Annotated in this window: 18 protein-coding genes; 17 read left to right on the forward strand and 1 reads right to left on the reverse strand. The window is 36.0% G+C overall.

Annotated features, from left to right (window positions below; genetic code table 11):
- Positions 1–38: 38 nt before the first annotated feature.
- The 6 genes from IGI97_RS06275 (at position 39) to sprE (ending at position 7974) form a co-directional block, all read left to right on the forward strand.
- The gene (locus IGI97_RS06275; RefSeq protein WP_438738214.1) at positions 39–1997 is read left to right on the forward strand and encodes an amidase domain-containing protein; all 1959 of its coding nucleotides are present in this window, start codon (positions 39–41) and stop codon (positions 1995–1997) included.
- A 418-nt stretch (positions 1998–2415) separates the two neighbouring features.
- Complete coding sequence (gene fsrA / locus IGI97_RS06280) at positions 2416–3147, forward strand: response regulator transcription factor FsrA (RefSeq protein ID WP_075578546.1); 732 nt, start codon at positions 2416–2418, stop codon at positions 3145–3147.
- A gap of 88 nt (positions 3148–3235) precedes the next feature.
- The gene (gene fsrB, locus IGI97_RS06285; protein ID WP_438738217.1) at positions 3236–3964 is read left to right on the forward strand and encodes a quorum-sensing system protein FsrB; all 729 of its coding nucleotides are present in this window, start codon (positions 3236–3238) and stop codon (positions 3962–3964) included.
- Complete coding sequence (gene fsrC, locus IGI97_RS06290) at positions 3961–5304, forward strand: sensor histidine kinase FsrC (protein ID WP_438738219.1); 1344 nt, start codon at positions 3961–3963, stop codon at positions 5302–5304. The genes fsrB and fsrC overlap by 4 nt, the downstream gene beginning before the upstream one ends.
- Before the next feature lie 234 nt (positions 5305–5538).
- A complete protein-coding gene (gene gelE, locus IGI97_RS06295; RefSeq protein ID WP_129194033.1) occupies positions 5539–7071 on the forward strand; it encodes a gelatinase GelE in 1533 nt (510 codons plus the stop codon).
- Positions 7072–7119: 48 nt separating this feature from the next.
- A complete protein-coding gene (gene sprE / locus IGI97_RS06300) occupies positions 7120–7974 on the forward strand; it encodes a serine proteinase SprE (RefSeq protein WP_024041544.1) in 855 nt (284 codons plus the stop codon).
- A 147-nt stretch (positions 7975–8121) separates the two neighbouring features.
- On the opposite strand, the gene IGI97_RS06305 is transcribed toward sprE, so the two are convergent.
- Positions 8122–8952 carry an MBL fold metallo-hydrolase gene (locus IGI97_RS06305; RefSeq protein WP_192385991.1) on the reverse strand — a complete coding sequence of 277 codons (831 nt, stop codon included), beginning with the start codon at positions 8950–8952 and terminating at the stop codon, positions 8122–8124.
- 391 nt (positions 8953–9343) lie between these two features.
- Here IGI97_RS06305 and IGI97_RS06310 point away from each other — a divergent pair, with 391 nt between their 5' ends.
- The 11 genes from IGI97_RS06310 (at position 9344) to IGI97_RS06360 (ending at position 22907) form a co-directional block, all read left to right on the forward strand.
- On the forward strand, positions 9344–10198 hold the full coding sequence (locus IGI97_RS06310; RefSeq protein ID WP_002357233.1) for a LysR family transcriptional regulator: 855 nt from the start codon (positions 9344–9346) through the stop codon (positions 10196–10198).
- Positions 10199–10579: 381 nt separating this feature from the next.
- Positions 10580–11968, forward strand: coding sequence for an MFS transporter (locus tag IGI97_RS06315; protein ID WP_010712556.1), 1389 nt, complete (start codon positions 10580–10582; stop codon positions 11966–11968).
- Between the two features lie 41 nt (positions 11969–12009).
- Positions 12010–14070 carry an LTA synthase family protein gene (locus tag IGI97_RS06320; RefSeq protein ID WP_002361977.1) on the forward strand — a complete coding sequence of 687 codons (2061 nt, stop codon included), beginning with the start codon at positions 12010–12012 and terminating at the stop codon, positions 14068–14070.
- 500 nt (positions 14071–14570) lie between these two features.
- Positions 14571–15416, forward strand: a complete 846-nt coding sequence (locus IGI97_RS06325) for a glycosyltransferase family 8 protein (RefSeq protein WP_025187037.1) — start codon at positions 14571–14573, stop codon at positions 15414–15416.
- Positions 15406–16308, forward strand: coding sequence for a glycosyltransferase family 8 protein (locus IGI97_RS06330; protein ID WP_002382420.1), 903 nt, complete (start codon positions 15406–15408; stop codon positions 16306–16308). Before IGI97_RS06325 ends, IGI97_RS06330 begins: the two co-directional genes overlap by 11 nt.
- 385 nt (positions 16309–16693) lie before the next feature.
- On the forward strand, positions 16694–17425 hold the full coding sequence (locus tag IGI97_RS06335) for a GntR family transcriptional regulator (RefSeq protein ID WP_002360115.1): 732 nt from the start codon (positions 16694–16696) through the stop codon (positions 17423–17425).
- 11 nt (positions 17426–17436) lie between these two features.
- On the forward strand, positions 17437–18609 hold the full coding sequence (gene agaS, locus IGI97_RS06340; RefSeq protein ID WP_438738222.1) for an SIS domain-containing protein: 1173 nt from the start codon (positions 17437–17439) through the stop codon (positions 18607–18609).
- Positions 18610–18631: 22 nt separating this feature from the next.
- Entirely contained in the window at positions 18632–19627 is a 996-nt protein-coding gene (lacD, locus tag IGI97_RS06345) for a tagatose-bisphosphate aldolase (protein ID WP_002357245.1), read from the forward strand.
- A gap of 15 nt (positions 19628–19642) precedes the next feature.
- A complete protein-coding gene (locus tag IGI97_RS06350) occupies positions 19643–20584 on the forward strand; it encodes a hexose kinase (protein ID WP_438738224.1) in 942 nt (313 codons plus the stop codon).
- A gap of 32 nt (positions 20585–20616) precedes the next feature.
- Positions 20617–22431 (forward strand): glycoside hydrolase family 35 protein, encoded by a 1815-nt coding sequence (locus IGI97_RS06355; RefSeq protein WP_438738226.1) that lies wholly within the window; start codon positions 20617–20619, stop codon positions 22429–22431.
- On the forward strand, positions 22428–22907 hold the full coding sequence (locus tag IGI97_RS06360; RefSeq protein WP_002361968.1) for a PTS system mannose/fructose/N-acetylgalactosamine-transporter subunit IIB: 480 nt from the start codon (positions 22428–22430) through the stop codon (positions 22905–22907). Before IGI97_RS06355 ends, IGI97_RS06360 begins: the two co-directional genes overlap by 4 nt.
- The last annotated feature ends 3 nt before the right edge of the window (positions 22908–22910 follow it).

A 22910-nucleotide genomic window follows, 5' to 3' on the forward strand; every position in this document is an offset into this window, starting at 1 on the left:
CAAATGCGCAAGTAAGTAATAGGAGAGGATTTTTACGAATGAAAAGAAAGAAAATCAAGAATCAACTACTTGTTTTAACAAGTATTCTCGTTCTTCTGAGTTTGGAAGTCGCTCCAGTTGTTACGTTGGCTGCAGAATTACCAAGTAGCTCGCTACAAACAGCTCTGTCCTCGGAAACGACAATTACTTCGGAAGAAAAAGTAATTGAAACAACCAAAACAACTGTTGCTACATCGACAACGTCCACTAGTAGTTCGTCATCTGAATCAAGTAGTTCTACCGATACGACTACCGAATCAACGAGTCAGTCAACGACAGAAACGACAACCACAAATACTAGTTCTGAAACAAAAAAAGAACCTACAGAGCCGACGGTATCATCAGAAATCACGCAGCTTGTTGAACAATCGCAACCACCACAAGTTCCTGTGACCAAGCAAGAACCCGAAGAACCTATTCAAGTTCCTGAAGCCACCAATAACGTTGTTGAAGAAAATCAGGCTGTATCGTTAAATCCGTCCCTCAAAGTAGATGAAATAGCTTCTTCAAATTTAAAAGGCTACGAACTTCCACTGTTGTCGTCTTTTGACGAACAGAAACGGGCAGTTGTGGTGGCTGAAGCATTAAGACACGTTGGGAAAACAAAAAAAGAATTTAATTTGACGGAGCAAGCATTAACCAGTAGTTTCCTTGCCCAAAAAATTTACCAACAATTATTTAAAATAGACATTGGCAGTACGCCGCAAGAACAAATGACATTTGGTAAAGCTTGTTCTATAGAGGAGGCAGAACCTGGTGATCTGATTTTTTGGCAAACAGCTGAAGGAAAAACGCTTCAAAATGGTGTTTATCTTGGCCAAGGAAAATATTTAATTGCCGCAGCGGAAGCGGATTCTAAAGAGAAACCAGAAGTAATCTCTCAGTTAGAGAATATCTATACTGCCAAACAACAACCAGACTCAAAAGAGGAAAAACGCTTGGTAGTGACTAATCCTTTTAAGGAGTTCATATTAACGGAGTATGGCAAAGAAGTTTTAGCAACATATGGTGCGTCATTTGAAATGCAGAAGTCAGAACAAACCACAGCGTTTATTAAAAAAATTGGTGAGACAGCCAGAGAACTTGGCGAAAAATATGATGTTTTTGCATCAGTGATGATAGCTCAGGCTATTTTAGAAAGTGGCTCTGGCGAAAGTCAACTAGCCAAAGAACCTTATTATAATCTCTTTGGCGTGAAAGGTTCGTTCCAAGGAAATAGTGTTAGCTTTTCAACAAAAGAGGCTGATCAGAGGGGCCAACTTTATACAATTTCCGCTGGGTTTCGCGATTACGGTGGCTATAATGACTCACTGCAAGATTATGTTCAATTATTCCGACAAGGGATTGATGGAAACCAAGATTTTTATAAACCGGCGTGGCGTTCGGAAGCCAAAAACTACCTTCAAGCAACGCGTTTTTTAACAGGTAAATATGCAACAGACAAGCAATACGATAATAAATTAAATTCGTTAATTGCGGTTTATAACTTAACGCAATTTGATTTACCAAAAACAGTGGACGGTTTGATTATCCAATCTAAAAATGAGCTGTCGGAAGCGGAACAGCAACAAATGCATTTTCCAGTCTATGATGGGATCAATTATAATCGAAGTGGTAGCTATCCCGTGGGCCAATGTACGTGGTATGTCTATAATCGTTTCAAACAGTTGGGCACTTCTTTGGATGAATTTATGGGAAATGGCAGTGACTGGGGAAGAAAAGGACGTGCATTAGGCTATCAAGTTAGTTCATTGCCTAAAGCTGGTCGTGCGATTAGTTTCCAACCAGGAGTTGCTGGCGCAGATAATCAATATGGACATGTTGCTTTTGTTGAAGCGGTCACTTCTGATGGAATCATTATTTCTGAAAGCAATGTCATCAATGATCAAACGATTTCGTATCGTGTCTTACCTAATGTAATTGCTTATAGTAGTGGCGTGACCTACATTGGCGCTTAATCGACTCATTCAACAGGAAGAAGTGTGGATGTTTAAGTAAAAAATTAGCACAATGATCCATGTGTGAACTAACAAATTAAAATAACCAGAATCGACCAATGAATTGATTTTGTCATGTATAAAATGACAAGAACAGTTTGGCGGTTGATTCTTTGTTTTTCATCAACGAAGAGACAATCGTCCTCATGATTCGTTAGTAAAAGATGAATAGTCCAAAGTACTCTTTCTTGATGCTTTGTTATTTTATGTTTTTGTTTGCAGGAAACTACTGAAATCGCTATACTAAATTTATGTGAATATACTAACAGACAATCAATTTTTTATCTCTTTTATTGGTGTATAAATTGATTGAACATTATAATCATTTGTCTTTTGTTGTGTAATTTTATATCTTCTTGAGAAAGGGATGAGTGAACAAATGGCTATTTATATATTAGAAGACCAAATTATTCAAGCAAAAGCGTTAGAAGCATTGGTAACAAATATCCTACATGCAAGAAATATTTATAATGAAACAATCCATTTATTTTCACGTTCAGATGAATTATTACAAGTGGCACACCAGGACGCCCAACTAAATATCTTTTTCCTAGATATTCAAATGAACAATCATATCCAGGCAGGATTTGAGGTTGCTAAAGAAATCAGAAAAACAGACAGTGAAAGTCTGATTGTATTTATTTCTACTCACACAGAATTAGTTTTAACTTCCTACAAATATATGGTTTCAGCTCTTCAATTTATTCAAAAGAACGTGGATTTTCTAGATTTCCAAAAAGAGGTCGAAACATGTGTCGATGCATATATTCAACAAAAAGAAAATATAAAGACAAAAAGTGAATATATTATCATTAACTTAAAAGCGTCTTCTATAAAAATGGATATTAATGATATTTATTTCTTTCAAACGGAATACGATCATCGTGTGTCAATGGTTGGAAAAAATTTTAAAAGAGAATTTTATGGAACGTTATCAAAAATTGAACAACTGCATCCAGATTTGATTAGAGTCCATCAATCAATCATCATCAATAAAAAATATGCGTCAAAATTAAATTATAAAACGCATCTTTTAACTATGAGAGACGGAACGGAAGTACCAGTCTCAAGAAGATATTATACTCAGGTTAAGGCGCTGTTTCTTACTTAGGGAGGGATAATGACTAATTAAGGAATTATCTATCTATTAGTCGCTATATTCGTTATAATTTAGTGCAATACTTGAAGAGGAGGGCGATATGCTAATCGATTGGATTCTAAAAAATATTATGGATATGGATCAGGAAGATCAATCAGAAAAAACACAATGGACAAAGTATTATCTAACCGTTTATTTTTCTGGCTTATTTAATTTTCTGATGATTCTGATTTTATCAGTTTTACTTGGGACGTTAAGCGAAACCTTTATTGTATACGTCGTACTGATTTTTTTACGGCCTGTCGCAGGTGGCTGGCATGCAAAAACTAAATGGCTCTGTCGTCTAGAAAGCATTGTTATCTATGTCGCCATACCATTTGTATTGAAAAATTCTTCTGTGAGCTTACCGTTTATTTATAAAATTCTATTGATTTGCCTCTTAGTTGTATTATTTTATTGGTATGCGCCACAAGGAACAGCGATTGAACCTGTTCAGCCATCTGATTTAAACGTGCTCAAAAAGCAAAGCCTTATAAGGGTGTGTTTACTTATTTTATGTAGTCTGTTTGTCAAAGAAAAGATTGCTTCAGTAATACTCTACGGTCTCGTCATCCAAGGTCTGATGATACTCCCTGTAACAAAAAATTTAATTGAAGGAAGTGTTTTTATGAAATTTGGTAAAAAAATAATTAAAAATGTTATTGAAAAAAGAGTTGTAAAAGTTAGTGATGGTGTGGGAACTAAGCCTAGATTAAATCAAAATTCGCCCAATATATTTGGACAATGGATGGGACAAACTGAAAAACCTAAAAAGAATATTGAAAAATGATTTTGTTGTTATTAGCTACTAACGTTTTGCTGGCATCTAGCTTTATCGTTTTTGTCTTTTTACGAGTAACATTGATCAAGATTGAATGTAAAATACCGTTACTTTCATTGCTTATTGTCATTAATCTTTGTTCGTTTGCGGCATTAATGTTGGGCTACTCTTGGTTGATTTATGCGCTGACAGTCGTTATTTTTACAGGATTTTTACTCATTCACAAAAAGAGGTTCTCAATTTTTAAAGCGATATTTTTATCCGTTTTTACATTGCTTATGGTTTCGTTTATCAATTACACGGAGCAAACGATTTTAAGTGTTTTTTTTCAACAGATTTATCAAAATAAATTATTATGGATTGCCTCAAATGTTATTCTGTTGCTTATAAATATCTGGATTGCTTTAAAAATTCCCAATAGTGTTTTTTTAAGATTAAATCGTGTGTTAGAAAATAGCCGAATTTTTTTTGGTTGTTTACTTTTATTGTTGATTCTGTTATTACTTTTTGTGTTTTTGATTTCGCCAGAGATTTCACCTGACTTTATGCGAGGATTTGTCACGGTAAATAGTTCTAAATTGGAGTTATTAATAAGTGTAGGTTTATTTTTAATTCTGATTGGCTTAGTCATTGAAGCTTATTTGGAAGAACAACGTATCAACACTCAATTATTGAATAATTTAACGATTTATACTGAAAAAATAGAATCCATTAATGAAGAGCTAGCGATGTTTCGTCATGATTATAAAAATTTATTGTATAGTTTACAAATTGCTATTTCATACGAAGATATTCTGGAAATCAAAAGAATTTATGAAGAAACGATTGCACCAACCAAAAAAATTATTGATAATGAAGAATTTGAACTTATGAAGTTAAATCGTTTGAAAAATATGGAACTTAAGGCACTCATAAGTATGAAAATTAATACCGCAAAGCAAGCAAAACTAAAAGTGATTGTTGATGTGCCAGAAGTATTTATTCTTGATACATCAATCGACTTAGTGGTTGTGATTCGTTTGTTGGCTATTCTATTAGATAACGCGATTGAAAACAGTGCAAAATCAGAATTGAAAATGTTCGCTATCTCAATTTTCAATAAAAATGAAACACAAGAGTTTGTGATAGCAAATAGTGTCCAAGCCGAATTTGATTTTAAGGTTATGAAGAAAACCAAATTTAGTTCTAAAAGTAACCCAGAAGAGCACGGTTGGGGATTGTTATATGTAAAAGAAATTGTTGATTTTTCAGATCAATTTGATTTGCAAACGTCCTTCAATGAAGGATCGGTTACTCAACATTTAATTATTGAAAAAAATCATAATAGTAAAAAAGTTGTTAACGAATGAATTTGTTAACAACTTTTTTGCTATGGTATTGAGTTATGAGGGGCAATACAGGGAAAAATGTCGGCTGATTAAGGAATTTAGATAGTGCCGGTTAGGTAGTTGTCTATAATGAAAATAGCAACAAATATTTACGCAGGGAAAGGGGCGGTCGTTTAACGGGAAAGATTAGGGAGGATAAAGCAATACTTTTGTTGGGAAAAGAAATAAAAGGAAACTGGGGAAGGAGTTAATCGTTTGATGAAGGGAAATAAAATTTTATACATTTTAGGTACAGGCATCTTTGTTGGAAGTTCATGTCTATTTTCTTCACTTTTTGTAGCAGCAGAAGAACAAGTTTATTCAGAAAGTGAAGTTTCAACAGTTTTATCGAAGTTGGAAAAGGAGGCAATTTCTGAGGCAGCTGCTGAACAATATACGGTTGTAGATCGAAAAGAAGATGCGTGGGGGATGAAGCATCTTAAGTTAGAAAAGCAAACGGAAGGCGTTACTGTTGATTCAGATAATGTGATTATTCATTTAGATAAAAACGGTGCAGTAACAAGTGTTACAGGAAATCCAGTTGATCAAGTTGTGAAAATTCAATCGGTTGATGCAATCGGTGAAGAAGGAGTTAAAAAAATTATTGCTTCTGATAATCCGGAAAATAAAGATCTTGTCTTTTTAGCTATTGACAAACGTGTAAATAATGAAGGGCAATTATTTTATAAAGTCAGAGTAACTTCTTCACCAACTGGTGACCCCGTATCATTGGTTTATAAAGTGAACGCTACAGATGGAACAATTATGGAAAAACAAGATTTAACGGAACATGTCGGTAGTGAAGTAACGTTAAAAAACTCTTTTCAAGTAACGTTTAATGTACCAGTTGAAAAAAGCAATACGGGAATTGTTTTACACGGAACGGATAACACAGGGGTTTACCATGCAGTAGTTGATGGCAAAAATAATTATTCTATTATTCAAGCACCATCACTAGCAGCATTAAATCAGAATGCTGTTGACGCCTATACGCATGGAAAATTTGTAAAAACATATTATGAAGATCATTTCCAACGACACAGTATTGATGATCGAGGGATGCCCATCTTGTCAGTTGTTGATGAACAACATCCAGATGCTTATGACAATGCTTTTTGGGATGGAAAAGCAATGCGTTATGGTGAAACAAGTACACCAACAGGAAAAACGTATGCTTCCTCTTTAGATGTAGTTGGTCATGAAATGACACATGGTGTGACGGAACATACTGCCGGTTTAGAATATTTAGGACAATCAGGTGCGTTGAATGAATCTTATTCTGATTTGATGGGTTATATTATTTCGGGTGCATCTAATCCAGAAATTGGTGCGGATACTCAGAGTGTTGACCGAAAAACAGGTATTCGAAATTTACAAACACCAAGTAAACACGGACAACCAGAAACCATGGCTCAATACGACGATCGAGCACGGTATAAAGGAACGCCTTATTATGATCAAGGCGGTGTTCATTATAATAGTGGAATTATTAATCGGATTGGTTACACCATTATCCAGAACTTAGGCATTGAAAAAGCACAGACTATTTTCTACAGCTCGTTAGTAAATTACTTAACACCTAAAGCACAATTCAGTGATGCTCGTGATGCGATGCTTGCTGCTGCAAAAGTTCAATATGGCGATGAAGCAGCTTCAGTGGTGTCAGCAGCCTTTAACTCTGCTGGAATCGGAGCTAAAGAAGACATTCAGGTAAACCAACCAAGTGAATCTGTTCTAGTCAATGAATAAAAAAAATTCCCCAATTAAATAAAAATGGATAAGGAGTGGCATAATCTTATGAAAAAGTTCTCCATACGAAAAATTAGTGCTGGTTTTTTGTTTCTGATTTTAGTAACTTTGATCGCCGGTTTTAGCTTGTCTGCAAATGCAGAAGAGTATATCGTTCCTGCCGAAAGTCATTCACGACAAAAAAGATCGTTACTGGACCCTGAGGACAGAAGACAAGAAGTGGCAGATACAACCGAAGCGCCTTTTGCGTCAATCGGAAGAATCATTTCCCCTGCCAGTAAACCAGGCTATATTTCTTTAGGAACAGGCTTTGTTGTTGGAACTAATACAATTGTCACCAATAATCATGTGGCTGAAAGTTTTAAGAATGCCAAAGTATTAAATCCGAATGCCAAAGATGATGCTTGGTTTTATCCAGGTCGAGATGGCAGTGCGACACCATTTGGCAAATTCAAAGTGATTGATGTAGCTTTTTCCCCGAATGCGGATATTGCGGTCGTGACTGTCGGCAAACAAAACGATCGTCCTGATGGCCCAGAGTTGGGAGAAATTTTAACGCCATTCGTTTTGAAAAAGTTTGAATCTTCAGATACCCATGTCACAATATCAGGCTATCCAGGTGAGAAAAACCACACGCAATGGTCTCATGAAAATAATTTGTTTACATCTAACTTTACAGACTTAGAAAATCCATTACTATTTTATGATATCGATACAACAGGTGGTCAATCTGGTTCACCAATCTATAATGCTCAGTTTGAAGTAGTTGGTGTTCATTCCAATGGTGGCATTAAGCAAACAGGAAATCATGGTCAAAGACTAAATGAAGTGAATTATAACTTTATTGTTAATCGAGTGAATGAAGAAGAAAATAAACGTTTATCCGCTGTGCCAGCAGCGTAAAGAATCATAAAAATACTCGGAATTTCCAGAATCACGGGAAATTTCGAGTATTTTTGTTTTTTAAGATAGTGTAAGTTACGATAAAAGCACCTTGTAATTATCGGTTAAAAGCATATAATAGTGCTGAAAAGAAGGCAAATAATCCGATTAAGTTAGTATTTCTAAACCATCATAACTCGTAATGATTTCATGCTTTTGAGATAAAGCCGCCATCTCCGCATAAGACAAGCCGCCATTGTGAGAAAAATGGTTGGCAACGTAAATCGTTTTATCTGTGACGAGTTTTCTTTCTTTTAATTCTGCAATTAATTTTAAATTTTTTTCCCAATTCATATGACTATTGCCAGTTTCGTTTGTTTGACTAGTACAATCTAAAGAAACAATACTAAGAAGTAAATGGCTCTTTTCAAGATATTCAAACATTTCTGACGTAAAGTAACCTGTATCATGGGTGGATAAAAAAGCATCTTTACCATCGTCTATAACGAAAATAAAACAATCTTCACTGAAATTTCCATGTTGTGCAGGAAGGGGATAAATCGTATAGTTCGCAATAGTAAAACATTTGTAGGGCTGAATAACCTGATAATGTAATCGGGTATCGTCTTGACGACCTTCTAAATCAAAGGCGCGCTGATAAAACGTCTTAACTGCTTCATTTCCGTAAACAGTTAAACGATTGGGAATATCTAATGCATAACCAGACATTCGATAAGCCAAATCCTCGCCGTAAAAATGATCGGAATGCCAATGAGAGATTAGTAAAGAGTCAAAGTCTGCAAAACACAAGTCGTACTGCAACAGGTGTAAATAAGAATCCCCTGGAAAATCAATCAGCAGGACATCATCAATAATTAATTGAGTTTGTGTACGAATTTCTCGTCCTTTTTTCTCTCGAGCGTACTTACATAATTTACAATTACAAAAAATTCCTGGAATCCGTTCTGCTGCACCCGTACCTAAATAGTTGATTTTCATTGGGAGTACCTAACCTTTCTTTGACATTCTTCATACTTAGTAGATAACGCTGAACCTTAAAGTAAATGGGCATGGAAACTGAAACATTTGTTGTGTCCATCTTACCTTTTTTAGAGAAGAATTGAAATGGAATTTCTTAAGTAAATATGCGTAAAATAGAAAAAGCTAGACGCCTTTTTTAATAAGCTGAATTTGTTGTGAATGTTCATGCTATTTCCGAGAAAAAGTTTTACCAAAGGCACTTTCATATCCATCTGCTATTAGTTATAGAAAAATAACAAGATGGACATAGCTTATTAGAGCAAAAATAACTACGCTATTGATAAAGAGTGAGGCGTGTTTTGAACAGGTTGCGTGGGCAAATGAATTTGAATAAAAGGGATGACAAAAGATGACTATTGAAAAATTAGAATATTTTTATACCATTGCAAAATATAATAGTATTTCCAAAGCAGCCTCTGAACTTCATGTTAGTAAATCAACCTTAAGTGCGTCATTAAAAGATTTGGAAAGTGAATTGGGCCATTTACTTTTTGACCGTAACGGTAATTCTTTGACGTTAAATTCCTATGGGGATAAAATCGTCCAATCTGTATATATCATTTTAAACGAGGCCAAGAAAATGAAACTTAATTTGCATGAAATGATTGAGAATCCAGTGATGCGTTTAGGTTTTGGAAATACGTCCTTGATGTATAAAGTGACAGAAAATGAGGATCAACTGAATCGTTTTTGGGAATGTTACCATGGTTCATCGTTTGAGTTATTGAATAAATTGGAGAATCATGAGTTGGATTTTGTGATTACTTCTGCAGATGTGAATAGTCCAGTTTTAAAGAAAGAACAATTAATTGAACTAAAAATGTATCTTTGTGTTTCAAGAGAAATTAAACAAGAAATTGAGGAAGAAGGCTTCACCTGTTTGACCAACTATCCATTTCTATTTTTGCCTCATCACTTAGATCATTTAGAAGCTACCAAGAGTGTGCTAGAAATGTTGCAATTAACAAGTCCGCTTGTTTGTTGCTACGATACATTGATGCTTACTCGTCTCATTGAAAAAAGTAAAGGAGTTTATGCGGTAATCTCTCTTCGGAAAGAACAACTGCAGGAAATTGATTCTAAACTCTTCTTTTTACCGATTGAACGAAAACAAAAATTTTATTTATACCGAAATGTTTCCAGTTCGGTTTTTGTCCAACCTGGTCAAATCAAGGCAACTTTACAAAAGTTGCTAGAGACTTAGCCATTAAAATTACTTTGGAATAGTTACCAAAAATAGCTTTATTCGCTTAGATTTACTTCTGCTGCGGATAAGGCTATTTTTGTTGTTCATTGTTTAAAAGAGATGCTCAATTATGGGGCTGTTCGATATTTCTGAACAGAATGTTCAATTATTTAATAACTTAAGAATCGATAAATCGTATCTATTACGGTTCAATTTAAAGGGGTTCTGGTGTATAGTTTGGCTATCTAAAGATTTATTTTTTTAAGTATAAAATAACTAAATGGCAAGGAATATAAAGAACTGTTGATACGTGAGTACTTGCGATAACTGTGTCGTTAGAAGTTTAAGTGTCATTGTTGCTTTTCCTGTTTTATGTAGTTGCTAGAAAGGACTGTTTTTATGATCGATAGAAAAAAAGTTATTTTGTATACTTGTTGCATGAGTTTGTTTGTAGTGACCATGGATGTTACGGTTGTCAATGTGGCGTTACCATCCATTCAAAGTGATTTTCACACGAATCTGTCTACATTACAGTGGGTAACAGATGGCTACACTTTAATGGTAGCATCCTTATTATTGTTATCTGGGTCTACAGCAGACCGAATTGGCCGTAAACGAGTTCTTCAATTGGGCTTAGCCTGTTTTGGTTTAGCGTCTTTCCTATGTGGGATTTCGCAAACCCCAGGGCAATTGATCGCGTTTCGCATGTTGCAAGGGATTGGTGGTTCTATGTTAAATCCGGTAGCAATGTCTATTATTACACAGGTATTTACCGAAAAGTTAGAACGTGCGAAAGCAATTGGCTTGTGGGGCTCTGTTACAGGGATTTCCTTAGGCATGGGCCCGATTATTGGCGGACTAATTGTTTCTTATTTTAGCTGGCGGTATGTCTTTTTTGTAAATGTACCGATCATTGCAGCGGCAATCATCCTTACACAAAAATTTGTACCTGAGTCAAAAGTAGAGAAGACGGCGAAAAATGATTTTGTTGGTCAAGCATTGATGATTCTTTTTCTATTTAGTTCTATCTATTCCATTATCGGACTACCTAGAAAAGGGCTTTTCGCGCCAGATATTTTAAGTACTGGGATAATCGGCTGCTTAGCCATTGTTATTTTCTTTATTTATGAATATAACATTGACAATCCGTTAATCAACCCGCGTTTCTTTTTATCTATTCCATTTACATCGGCTTCTTTTTTAGCTATTTTTGGCTTTATCATATATAACGGCTATTTATTTTTAAACACGCTATATTTGCAAGAGATGAGAGGCTTCAGCCCGTTGGAAGCTGGCTTATCAACCATTCCTTTGGCTTTTGTTAGTTTTCTTGTTGCCCCGAGAGCCGGCGAAATGGTAGGGAGAATAGGGACGAAACGTCCTATTATGCTTTGTGGTATTTCAATGTTGGCTGTTAGCTTTTTACAATTATTTGTAACTAAAACAACGCCTATGATTATTTTATTTGTTATTTATATCTTTTTAGGCATTGGGTTTGGGATGTTAAATTCACCGATTACCATTACAGCGATTGAAGGAATGCCACTTTCTCAGTCAGGAACGGCAGCAGCCATTGCGGTGACATGTAAGCAAATTGGCAATTCTTTAGGTGTTGCGCTACCAAGTCTTTTAATTACAAAGCCTATTACTAGTTCGCTTACTCGAACACCTTTTACAAACGTATGGCTTTTATTTGGATGTTGCGCCATTGCGATTATCTTTTTAAGTTATTTATCCAATTCTCCGCTAGCGAAAAAGTCATTGCGCAGAGTTAGGTTTTATTTTTAACAAATCAAGATTTTTTTGAAGGGAAAGGAAGACAAACTTAGATGAAAAAAATAAATAACCGATTAGGACTCTTTTTATTTTTTGTTTTACTCTTTTGGGCAAAAACGATTCTGGCGTATTACCTAGATTTCTCATTGGGCGTTAAGGGCAGTCTCCAGCGAGAAATTTTATGGTTCAATCCAGTTGCTACTACGCTGTTATTATTTGGTTTTAGTTTGTATTTTAAAAAGCATAAAACATTTATGCTTAGCTTAACTCTTTTAAATGTTTTAAATACATTAATTTTATATTTGAATATTATTTTTTATCGTGAATTCACTGACTTTATTACCATCCAATCTGTTTTTGGCTTTTCAAAAGTTTCAGAAGGAATTTCTGGTGATTTACTTGCCTTAATGAGGGTCCACGATGTCTTTTATTGGCTAGATACTTTAGTGCTGCTCGTTTTGGTATTTTACTCTTTTAAACAGCGACGGAATCATCAAGTCTTTGTGACCAAACCTATCAACAGAAGATTGGCGATCTCAATTAGTTGTTTAAGTGTCTTGCTCTTTTCGGTTAACTTATTTTTAAGCGAAACCGATCGTCCTCAATTGCTTCAAAGAATTTTTGACCGTAATTATATTGTAAAATATCTTGGCTTGGATGCATTCACAGCCATCGATGGTGTCAAAACAGCCATGTCAAATGAGGTAAGAGCAGAAGCTAGTTCAAACGAATTACCTGAAATCATGAAATTTACCAAGCAAAACAATTTACCGCTTAATCCGCAGTATGCCGGGATTGCCAAAGGGAAAAATGTATTTGTGATTCATTTAGAAAGTTTTCAACAATTTTTGATTAATATGAAAGTCCAAGGCCAAGAGGTTACACCGTTTTTAAATCAGCTCTATCAAAACAAAGCGACAATCAGTTTTGATAATTTCTTTCATGAAGTAGGGCAAGGAAAAACGAGTGATGCGGAGAACATGTTAGAAACAGGAACATTCGGGCTCCCGCAAGGCTCTCTTTTTACACAATTAGGATCAGACAATACTTTCGAAGCGGCTCCCGCTGTTTTAGGACAAAAAGGCTATACAACCGCTGTTTTCCATGGGAATGTGGGGAGTTTTTGGAATCGGGACCATGTGTATAAAAACTTAGGTTATCAATACTTTTTTGATCGGTCATATTTTTCAAAAGATGACAAAATGCTAGGTTACGGTATTTTAGATAAACAATTGTTGCGTGAATCAGCTAGTGAGCTTGAGCATTTACAGCAGCCATTCTATGCGAAGTTTTTAACTGTGACCAATCATACCCCTTATTATACGGATGACCAAAACTTCCCGTTTCCTAAATTGAACACAGGCAATTCGATTGTGGATGATTATGTTCGAACAGCGCACTATTTGGATCAATCGCTAGAACAATTTTTCCATTACTTGCAAACAACAAGTTTATACAATCATTCTATTTTTGTTATTTATGGTGACCACTTCGGTATTTCAGATGCAAACAACAAGGACTTATGTAAAGCTTTCAACCGCGATCCAAAAACGTGGACAAACTATGACAATGCGCAATTGCAAAGAGTACCTTTGATGTTTTACATGCCAGGCTATACGCAAGGGAAAATCATGCACGAATATGGTGGGGAAATTGACGTTTTACCGACACTGTACCATCTTTTAGGTGTCGATGATAAAAATTATATCCATTTTGGCACGGACCTTTTATCTCCTCAATATAAACAAGTGGTTCCTTTTAGAAATGGCGATTTTGTAACGCCTCAATTTTCTTATCTAGGTGGGGAAATCTACAATAATCAAGGAAAAAAATTAGACCAAGTTCCAGCAGATTTAAAAGCAGAAGTCACGAAAGATAACGATTGGGTGAAAAAATCGTTAAGTTTATCTGACAAATTAAATCAGGAAAACCTTTTACGTTTTTATAAACCACAAGGATTCCAAGAAGTGCAACCAAAGGACTACAACTATGATGTGGCTTTTGAAAAAAACAAAGTCTTAGAAGTAGAAAAACAAAAAAATGCACAATCAACCAGCTTGTTTAGTCAAAATGGCAATCAAACGACAGTCCAAAATTATCCGACTACGCCATAGATCATTTAAGAAGGATAACTTTTGTAAGGGAAAGAGAATCATATATGAAGTGAAGGAGGTCAGAACAGAGCCGTTTATTTTCGAAGGAATTGGTTCTGTTCCCGCCATTTATCAGGTTTTGAGCCTGGAACAAAAATCCAAAGTGATTTTTGTCCCAGGCTTTTTCGCTCTTTTATTGAGTAAGAAGTCAGTTTAGAATTTATATTAAGTTTCGCTGTACATTTTAAAATTATCATCAACAGAAAATACAACAGGCGGATTTCTAGATAAAAAAATTAGTAAAACAAGTATTAAATAAATAGTATTTTTGAGGATAAAGTAAGAGAAATGTTGTTTTTTTAATAGTTGTTAACGGAAAACAAAATTATTTTATAGCCATAAAATATATTTTTATTATAATTATATTATAAAATAATGAGCATATGATTTGCAGATAAGTTTTTCAGGGCCTATTCTGAATAGGAACTTAGCTATAAAAATAAAAGAGGAGAGTGGTTTTGATGAGGAAAAATCAGAAGATTGTGCCAATTGTGACAGCTTCAGACGAAAATTATGCTCCTTATTTGAATGTAATGATGACAACTGTTTTAGAAAATTGTCATGCGGAGAGACCTGTTCATTTTTATGTGATTGATGATGGGCTGTCGCTATCTAGCAAAAAAGCACTCCGAGAAACGGTTAGTAGTAACTCACAAAGTGCGACTGTTGAATTTCTAACAGCAGACAAAGAAGTTTATCAAAATTTTTTAGTGAGTGATCATATTACAACGACCGCTTACTTACGCATTTCTTTACCGTCACTTTTACAAAAATATAGCTATAAAAAGGTTCTTTATTTAGATGCAGATACGCTTGTTCTAGATGATATTGTCCAGTTGTATGATACGCCATTAGTGAACCAAACGATTGGTGCGGTTATTGATCCTGGTCAAGCATATGCCTTGAAACGTTTGGGCATCCATTCCTCCGATTATTATTTTAATTCAGGAGTTATGATTATTGATATTGACCGATGGAACGAGAAAGCAATCACTCAAAAAACAATTCAGTATCTAGAAGAAAATGGGGACCGCATAGTTTATCATGATCAAGATGCTTTAAACGCTGTTCTTTATGAAGATTGGCTAGCTCTAGAACCAAGATGGAATATGCAGACGTCTTTAGTTTTTAATCGTCATGAAGCGCCTAATGAAGCCTATCAAAAATTATATACAGCGGGAAATCAAGAGCCAGCGATTATTCATTTTACTGGACACGATAAACCTTGGAATACGTTAGAAAATCATCCTTATACAGCTCTTTATCTAAACAAGTTAAAGAAAGTAGGTGCAAGAAATGGAAAATAGAAAAGAATTAGCGATTGTCTCATGTTGCAATACCAACTTTGTACCGCATCTTGCTGCTATGTTTGTTTCAATTTTAGAAAATAGTCCTTCAGCGGCAGCTGTTCATTTTTATGTGATTGATGACAATATCAATTTTGAAAGCAAGCAACTACTGTATTTTACGATTAAACATACCCAAATCAATGCAGAGTTAACATTTTTAAAAATCAACCCCCATTTTTTCAAAAATGTTGTAACCAGTGAGCGAATTCCCAAAACAGCTTACTACAGGATTGCTATTCCAGAGTTGTTTAGAGGAAGCCAGATCGAACGGCTGTTGTATATGGATTGTGACATGATTGCCTTAGATGATGTCGCAAAATTATGGACAGTTGATTTAGGTGAAAATATCATCGCCGCTGTTGAAGATGCAGGGTTCCATCAACGTTTGGAAAAAATGGCGATTCCTGCAGAATCTATGTGTTATTTTAACTCAGGCTTGTTGCTAATCGATGTTAAAAAATGGTTGAATTTAGATGTAACCACTAAAGTCTTAAGATTTATTGAAGAAAATCCAGATAAATTACGTTTCCATGATCAAGATGCATTGAATGCGGTTTTACACGACCGTTGGACCCTGTTGCATCCTAAGTGGAACGCCCAAGGTTATATCCTGTCAAAAGCGAAAAAACATCCAACTATTTATGGAGAAAAACAATATGAAGAAACGAGAAGAGCACCATCCATTATCCACTTTACTGGCCATGTCAAACCTTGGACGAAAGAATTTCAGTGGTATACCAAGCGTTATTATGATCAATATGCGAATAGGACGGCCTTTCGTTGTGTCAACACATTTAATCAATATTTATCTTATACGAAAATTAGCAGAAGGATTGAATATGCTCAATAATGAATATTTTCATGGATTTCGTAAAATCAGTTACTTGTTAGTTGTTGCCAAAACCAAACAATAGAAACGAAGAAGTCGGGATCGAACTGTTTTTCAGATTTTGAGTATGAGACAAAAATCTAAAGTGATTTTTGTCTCATACTCTTTTTTGTCTATTTAAAATAAAGCCAGCAACTGGTATCATATTTAAGGGTGGTTTTTTATAAAAAAATGATTTCTTTAGGAAAAAAATATTACAATAAAGAAAAATAAAAAAATGTAAACGTTATCATTTCAAGGTTATAGCGGTATGAAGATATTTATTAATACTTTTTATTGACAAAATAAAAAAAACCACCGTACTATTGGTTTGTGGTTATAACCAGTTAGGGTAAAGGAGAAAGTTATGGAAAATGCCTTTAAAAACAAAGCTTTGTATCATCAACTTGTTGATTTGCTGCAGGAACGAATCGAAACATGCATGATTCCTCATGACAAGTTGCCCTCTGAACGTGAATTGACTGCACAATATGGAGTGAGTCGGACGACGGTCCGGTTAGCGCTACAAGAACTAGAAAATAGAGGTTCCATCTATCGTCGTCATGGCAAAGGAACATTTGTTTCAGATATAAAAAAAGAGGCCGCTGATTTAGCTGGCGCATATAGTTTTACAGAACAAATGAAAGGGCTGGGTCGAAAACCACATACCCGTATATTATCCTTCGAAAAATTGGAAGCGGATAAATTTATTTGTCAGCATTTGAATCTTTCGTTAGGAGAGGCAGTTTTTAAATTAAGTCGGTTGCGGATTGCTGATAACGAGCCATTAATGGTTGAAGACACATACTTGCCTGTGAAATTTTTCTTATCACTCACGGATCAATTACTACGTAGCAAACCATTATATGATCTATTTTCGGAAGATTTTAAGCAAACCGTTCGTTTAGCTGATGAAGAATTATACGCTAGCATTGCGTCAAAAGAAGATGCCAAATTATTGATGATTCCAGAAGGAGCGCCAGTCCTTCATTTAGCACGCCAGACATATAACATGAAAAATGAAATTATTGAATTTACGTTGAGTGTGGCGCGAGCAGATCAATTTCATTATCAGATACGCCATATTCGGAATAGTTAGGAGAGTTAAGTATGTTTACAGCAGAAAAAGAAGAACTAGAACAATTAGGAGCGGAAATCACGACACGTGAAATTCGTCAGCAACCTGAGCTTTGGCAAGAAACCGTGACACTTTATCATGAAAATCAAACAGCTTTGGAAAACTTTTTAAAAGAAGTCCAGGCCAAAGCGCAAGGAAAACGCACAAGAGTAATTTTTACAGGAGCAGGGACTTCGCAATATGTCGGTGATACTGTTGTACCTTATCTCCGAGCACACGACGACACACAAGCCTTTTCATTCGAAAGTATTGGGACAACGGATATTGTGGCCAAACCAGAAGATTATCTGATTAAAGACGAACCAACATTGTTAGTTTCGTTTGCAAGAAGTGGAAATAGTCCTGAAAGTTTAGCGGCAGTTGAAGTAGCTAATCAAGTGGTTGAAATAATTCATCATTTAGCGATTACTTGTGCCGAAGAAGGACAACTGGCACAAATAAGCCAAAAAGAAGAAAACAGCTTTTTATTCTTAATGCCAACACGTTCCAATGATGGTGGTTTTGCGATGACTGGTAGCTTTTCTTGCATGACTTTGGGTACATTACTACTCTTTGATCAAACAGCCTTTGAGCAAAAACAAGATTATGTAAACGCTCTAATTAAATTAGGTGAAGAAGTGCTATCCCGTGAAGAAGAATTAAATGAAATCGTTAACCTTGATTTTGAACGCATTGTTTATGTTGGTTCTGGAAGTTTAGCTGGTTTGACAAGAGAAGCGCAATTAAAAATCTTAGAACTAACAGCCGGCAAAGTTGCCACAATTTTTGACTCTTCTATGGGCTTCCGTCATGGACCAAAATCATTTATTAATGAAAAAACAATAATGTTTGGTTTTGTTAATAATACACCATACACAAGAGATTATGACTTGGATATCTTAGAAGAAGTTCACGGTGACGAAATTGCGGCGGGTGTTTTTGCGATTGCTCAACCTGGCAAACGTAATTTCTCAGGTTCAACTATTGAATATTCCGCAGAAACTGCTCTATTACCTGATGGCTATTTAGCATTAGCAGATATCATGGTAGCCCAAACAGTCGCACTTTTAACATCTATTAAAGTTGGAAATAAACCGGATACCCCTTCACCGACAGGTACAGTGAATCGTGTGGTTAAAGGCGTAACGATTTATGACTATAAATAATACAACATTTGGAGGAGGAACTATGCTTACGTTAACAGCTGGAAAAAAAGCGGCAATGGATCGTTTGTCAACCCAAGAAGGAATCATTAGCGCATTAGCCATTGATCAACGAGGTGCCTTGAAAAAAATGATCAAAGCGCTAGATGTAGAGCCAACTGATGCACAAATTGAAACGTTTAAAGAATTAGTCTCGAAAGAATTGACACCTTATGCGTCCGCCATTTTATTGGATCCAGAATATGGATTGCCTGCTGCAAAAGCACGCGATACCGAGGCTGGATTGTTACTCGCTTATGAAAAAACGGGCTATGATGCAACAACTCCGGGACGATTGCCTGATTTACTAGCAGATTGGTCTGTTTTACGCTTGAAAGAAGAAGGCGCAGATGCGATTAAATTTTTACTATACTATGATGTGGATGAGGATCCAGAAATCAATCATCAAAAACATGTATTCATTGAACGCTTAGGAAGTGAATGTGCAGAAGAAGACCTACCATTTTACTTAGAATTAGTTTCTTATGATGCACAAATAGCAGATGCGACTTCTTTAGAATATGCAAAAGTTAAACCGCATAAAGTGAATGAAATGATGAAAGAATTTTCTAAACCTCAATATAAAGTAGATGTATTGAAAGTGGAAGTTCCAGTTAATATGAATTTTGTAGAAGGTTTTGCGCCGGCTGAAACAGCGTATACAAAAGAGGAAGCGGCGAATTATTTCTTAGAACAAAGTCAAGCCACTGATTTACCATTTATCTTTTTAAGTGCCGGTGTCTCAACAGAGCTATTCCAAGAAACACTACGTTTCGCTAAAGAAGCTGGTTCAACATTTAATGGTGTTTTATGTGGCCGTGCTACGTGGAAAAATGGCGTGAAACCTTTCGTTGAAGCAGGAGAAACTGCGGCTTGTGATTGGTTAAAAACAGAAGGCCGAGAAAACATTGAAAGTTTAAATGAAGTCATCGCAGCAACCGCCAGCTCTTGGCATGCGAAAGTTCAAGTAAACGAAGGGTAATTGGGAGGCATAGCTGTGATAGTAACAGTAACAATGAATCCGTCAATTGACATCTCCTACCTATTAGATCATCTAAAGCTTGATACCGTTAATCGGACCAGTCAGGTGACCAAAACCCCTGGTGGCAAAGGACTAAATGTCACTCGCGTCATTCATGATTTAGGTGGAGATGTTATAGCTACCGGCGTTCTTGGTGGTTTTCATGGGGCGTTTATTGCAAACGAGTTAAAGAAAGCAAGCATCCCCCAAGCATTTACGTCAATCAAAGAAGAAACGCGTGATTCGATTGCGATTTTGCACGAAGGGAATCAAACTGAAATTTTAGAAGCTGGACCGACGGTTTCCCCAGAAGAAATCAGCGACTTCCTTGAAAATTTCGATCAATTAATTAAGCAAGCAGAAATTGTCACAATTTCTGGCAGTTTAGCGAAAGGATTACCATCAAATTTTTATCAAGAATTAGTTCAAAAAGCTCAAGCACAAGAGGTTAAAGTGCTACTAGATACTTCTGGTGATAGTTTAAGGCAAGTTCTTCAAGGAGCATGGAAACCGTATTTAATTAAACCTAATTTAGAGGAACTAGAAGGATTGCTAGAGCAAAATTTTTCAGAAAATCCATTAGCAGCTGTACAAACAGCTTTAACAAAACCAATGTTTGCTGGAATTGAATGGATTGTCGTATCTTTAGGAAAAGATGGTGCAATTGCCAAACATCGCGATCAATTCTATCGTGTAAAAATTCCAACGATTCAAGCTAAAAATCCTGTTGGTTCAGGAGATGCAACCATTGCTGGTCTTGCATATGGACTAGCCAAGGATGCCCCAGCTGCCGAACTGCTAAAATGGGGCATGGCGGCTGGAATGGCTAATGCCCAAGAAAGAATGACTGGGCATGTAGACGTAGAGAACGTGAAGAAACATCTTATGAACATCCAAGTAGTCGAAATTGCTAAATAAAGAGCTTTCTTTATTTAGCAATTATCCAGTAATTGAAAGCGTTTACTAGAAAGGGTGGCAATGTGGAAAGATTTGAAATTAAAGAGGAGTTTCTTTTAAATGGTCAACCATTTAAAATTTTATCAGGTGCCATTCATTATTTTCGTGTAGATCCCTCAGATTGGTATCATTCACTTTATAACTTGAAAGCTTTAGGCTTCAATACAGTTGAGACCTATGTGCCATGGAATTTACATGAACCGCAAAAAGGAACATTTCATTTTGAGGGAATATTAGATTTGGAGCGCTTTTTAAAATTAGCACAAGAACTTGGATTATATGCGATTGTGCGGCCGTCTCCTTATATTTGTGCAGAATGGGAGTTTGGTGGTTTTCCAGCTTGGCTATTAAATGAACCAGGACGGATGCGTTCGAATAATCCAACCTATCTGAAGCATGTTGCGGAATATTATGATGTTTTAATGGAAAAAATTGTTCCGCATCAACTTGCTAACGGTGGCAATATTTTAATGATTCAAATCGAAAACGAATATGGTTCATTTGGCGAAGAAAAAGCGTATTTACGGGCGATTCGCGATTTGATGATTGCACGTGGCGTGACAGCACCATTTTTTACTTCTGACGGGCCATGGCGCGCAACATTGCGGGCAGGCAGCATGATTGAAGATGATATTTTAGTAACTGGGAATTTTGGCTCAAAAGCCAAAGAAAATTTCGGTATGATGCAAGCCTTTTTTGAAGAACATGGTAAAAAATGGCCGTTAATGTGTATGGAATTTTGGGATGGCTGGTTTAATCGTTGGAAAGAGCCAATTATTAAACGAGATCCGCAAGAATTGGCTGAATCAGTTAGAGAAGCATTAGCATTAGGCAGTATCAACTTATATATGTTTCATGGCGGCACCAATTTTGGGTTTATGAATGGCTGCTCCGCACGAGGAACCATTGATTTACCACAAATCACTTCCTATGATTATGATGCGCCACTGGATGAACAAGGGAACCCAACCGAAAAGTATTTTGCGTTACAAAAAATGCTTCACGAGGAGTATCCTGCGTTACCACAAGCTGAGCCATTAGTAAAAGAATCTTTTGCGCAAACAGCAATTCCTTTAACCAACAAAGTGAGTTTGTTTGCAACCTTAGAAACGATTAGTCAGCCAGTAATTAGCGTTTATCCGCAAACCATGGAACAATTAGGACAAAATACAGGCTATCTTCTTTACCGAACAAGCATTGAAAAAGATGCTGCAGAAGAGAAGCTAAGAGTGATTGACGGTCGTGATCGTCTGCAATTATTTGTCAATCAGATACATCAAGCAACGCAATATCAAACGGAAATAGGCGAAGATATTTACGTTACACTGCCGCAAGAGAATAATCAAATCGATGTTTTAATGGAAAATATGGGTCGTGTCAATTACGGGCACAAATTATTTGCAGATACTCAGAAAAAAGGGATTCGAACGGGTGTCATGGCAGATTTACATTTTATGACGCAATGGCAACAATATTGTTTACCTATGACAAGCTGTGAACAGGTAGACTATTCAAGAGAATGGCAACCTGATCAACCAAGCTTTTACCAGTATCATGTGGAGTTAGCAGAAGTGAAAGATACATTTATTGATGTTTCTAAATTTGGCAAAGGAATTGTTTTTGTTAACCAAACCAATCTTGGTCGTTTCTGGAATGTTGGTCCGACGCTTTCCTTATATATTCCTAAAGGATTATTAAAAGAAGGGCAAAATGAGATCGTCATTTTTGAAACGGAAGGAACGTACCAACCAGAAATTCAGTTAGTAAAAGAACCACTATATAAAGAAATGAAAGAGGGATTACAATGAGTATTATTGGCGTAAGAATTGATGGACGTTTGATTCATGGACAAGTGGCAAATTTATGGGCGACAAAATTGAATATTTCCAGAATTATGGTCGTTGATGATGAGGTTGCAGGGAATGCCATTGAAAAAAGTGGCTTGAAATTAGCAACACCAGCTGGCGTGAAACTAAGCGTGTTACCAGTTGAAAAAGCTGCTCAAAATATTTTAGCAGGAAAATACGACTCGCAACGTTTACTAATTGTGGTACGGAAACCAGATCGTTTATTAAAACTAGTAGAACTTGGGGTGCCGATTAAAGAAATCAATGTTGGGAACATGTCTCAAACAAACGAAACACGGTCGATTACTAAGTCAATCAATGTGGTCGATCAAGACATTGAGGTTTTTAAAGAGTTAAATGCTAAAGGTGTCCATCTGATTGCTCAAATGGTGCCAAGTGACAAAGCGGAAGACTTTATGAGTTTGATAACAAAATAGGAG

Source organism: Enterococcus sp. DIV2419 (genome assembly GCF_051711865.1).
Lineage (GTDB): Bacteria > Bacillota > Bacilli > Lactobacillales > Enterococcaceae > Enterococcus > Enterococcus faecalis.

Excerpts from the sequence above, each read along its gene's own strand:
- IGI97_RS06275 (WP_438738214.1), top strand. The coding sequence starts at position 39 with ATGAAAAGAAAGAAAATCAAGAATCAACTACTTGTTTTAACAAGTATT.
- fsrA (WP_075578546.1), top strand. The coding sequence starts at position 2,416 with ATGGCTATTTATATATTAGAAGACCAAATTATTCAAGCAAAAGCGTTA.
- fsrB (WP_438738217.1), top strand. The coding sequence starts at position 3,236 with ATGCTAATCGATTGGATTCTAAAAAATATTATGGATATGGATCAGGAA.
- fsrC (WP_438738219.1), top strand. The coding sequence starts at position 3,961 with ATGATTTTGTTGTTATTAGCTACTAACGTTTTGCTGGCATCTAGCTTT.
- sprE (WP_024041544.1), top strand. The coding sequence starts at position 7,120 with ATGAAAAAGTTCTCCATACGAAAAATTAGTGCTGGTTTTTTGTTTCTG.
- IGI97_RS06305 (WP_192385991.1), bottom strand. The coding sequence starts at position 8,952 with ATGAAAATCAACTATTTAGGTACGGGTGCAGCAGAACGGATTCCAGGA.
- IGI97_RS06310 (WP_002357233.1), top strand. The coding sequence starts at position 9,344 with ATGACTATTGAAAAATTAGAATATTTTTATACCATTGCAAAATATAAT.
- IGI97_RS06315 (WP_010712556.1), top strand. The coding sequence starts at position 10,580 with ATGATCGATAGAAAAAAAGTTATTTTGTATACTTGTTGCATGAGTTTG.
- IGI97_RS06320 (WP_002361977.1), top strand. The coding sequence starts at position 12,010 with ATGAAAAAAATAAATAACCGATTAGGACTCTTTTTATTTTTTGTTTTA.
- IGI97_RS06325 (WP_025187037.1), top strand. The coding sequence starts at position 14,571 with ATGAGGAAAAATCAGAAGATTGTGCCAATTGTGACAGCTTCAGACGAA.
- IGI97_RS06330 (WP_002382420.1), top strand. The coding sequence starts at position 15,406 with ATGGAAAATAGAAAAGAATTAGCGATTGTCTCATGTTGCAATACCAAC.
- IGI97_RS06335 (WP_002360115.1), top strand. The coding sequence starts at position 16,694 with ATGGAAAATGCCTTTAAAAACAAAGCTTTGTATCATCAACTTGTTGAT.
- agaS (WP_438738222.1), top strand. The coding sequence starts at position 17,437 with ATGTTTACAGCAGAAAAAGAAGAACTAGAACAATTAGGAGCGGAAATC.
- lacD (WP_002357245.1), top strand. The coding sequence starts at position 18,632 with ATGCTTACGTTAACAGCTGGAAAAAAAGCGGCAATGGATCGTTTGTCA.
- IGI97_RS06360 (WP_002361968.1), top strand. The coding sequence starts at position 22,428 with ATGAGTATTATTGGCGTAAGAATTGATGGACGTTTGATTCATGGACAA.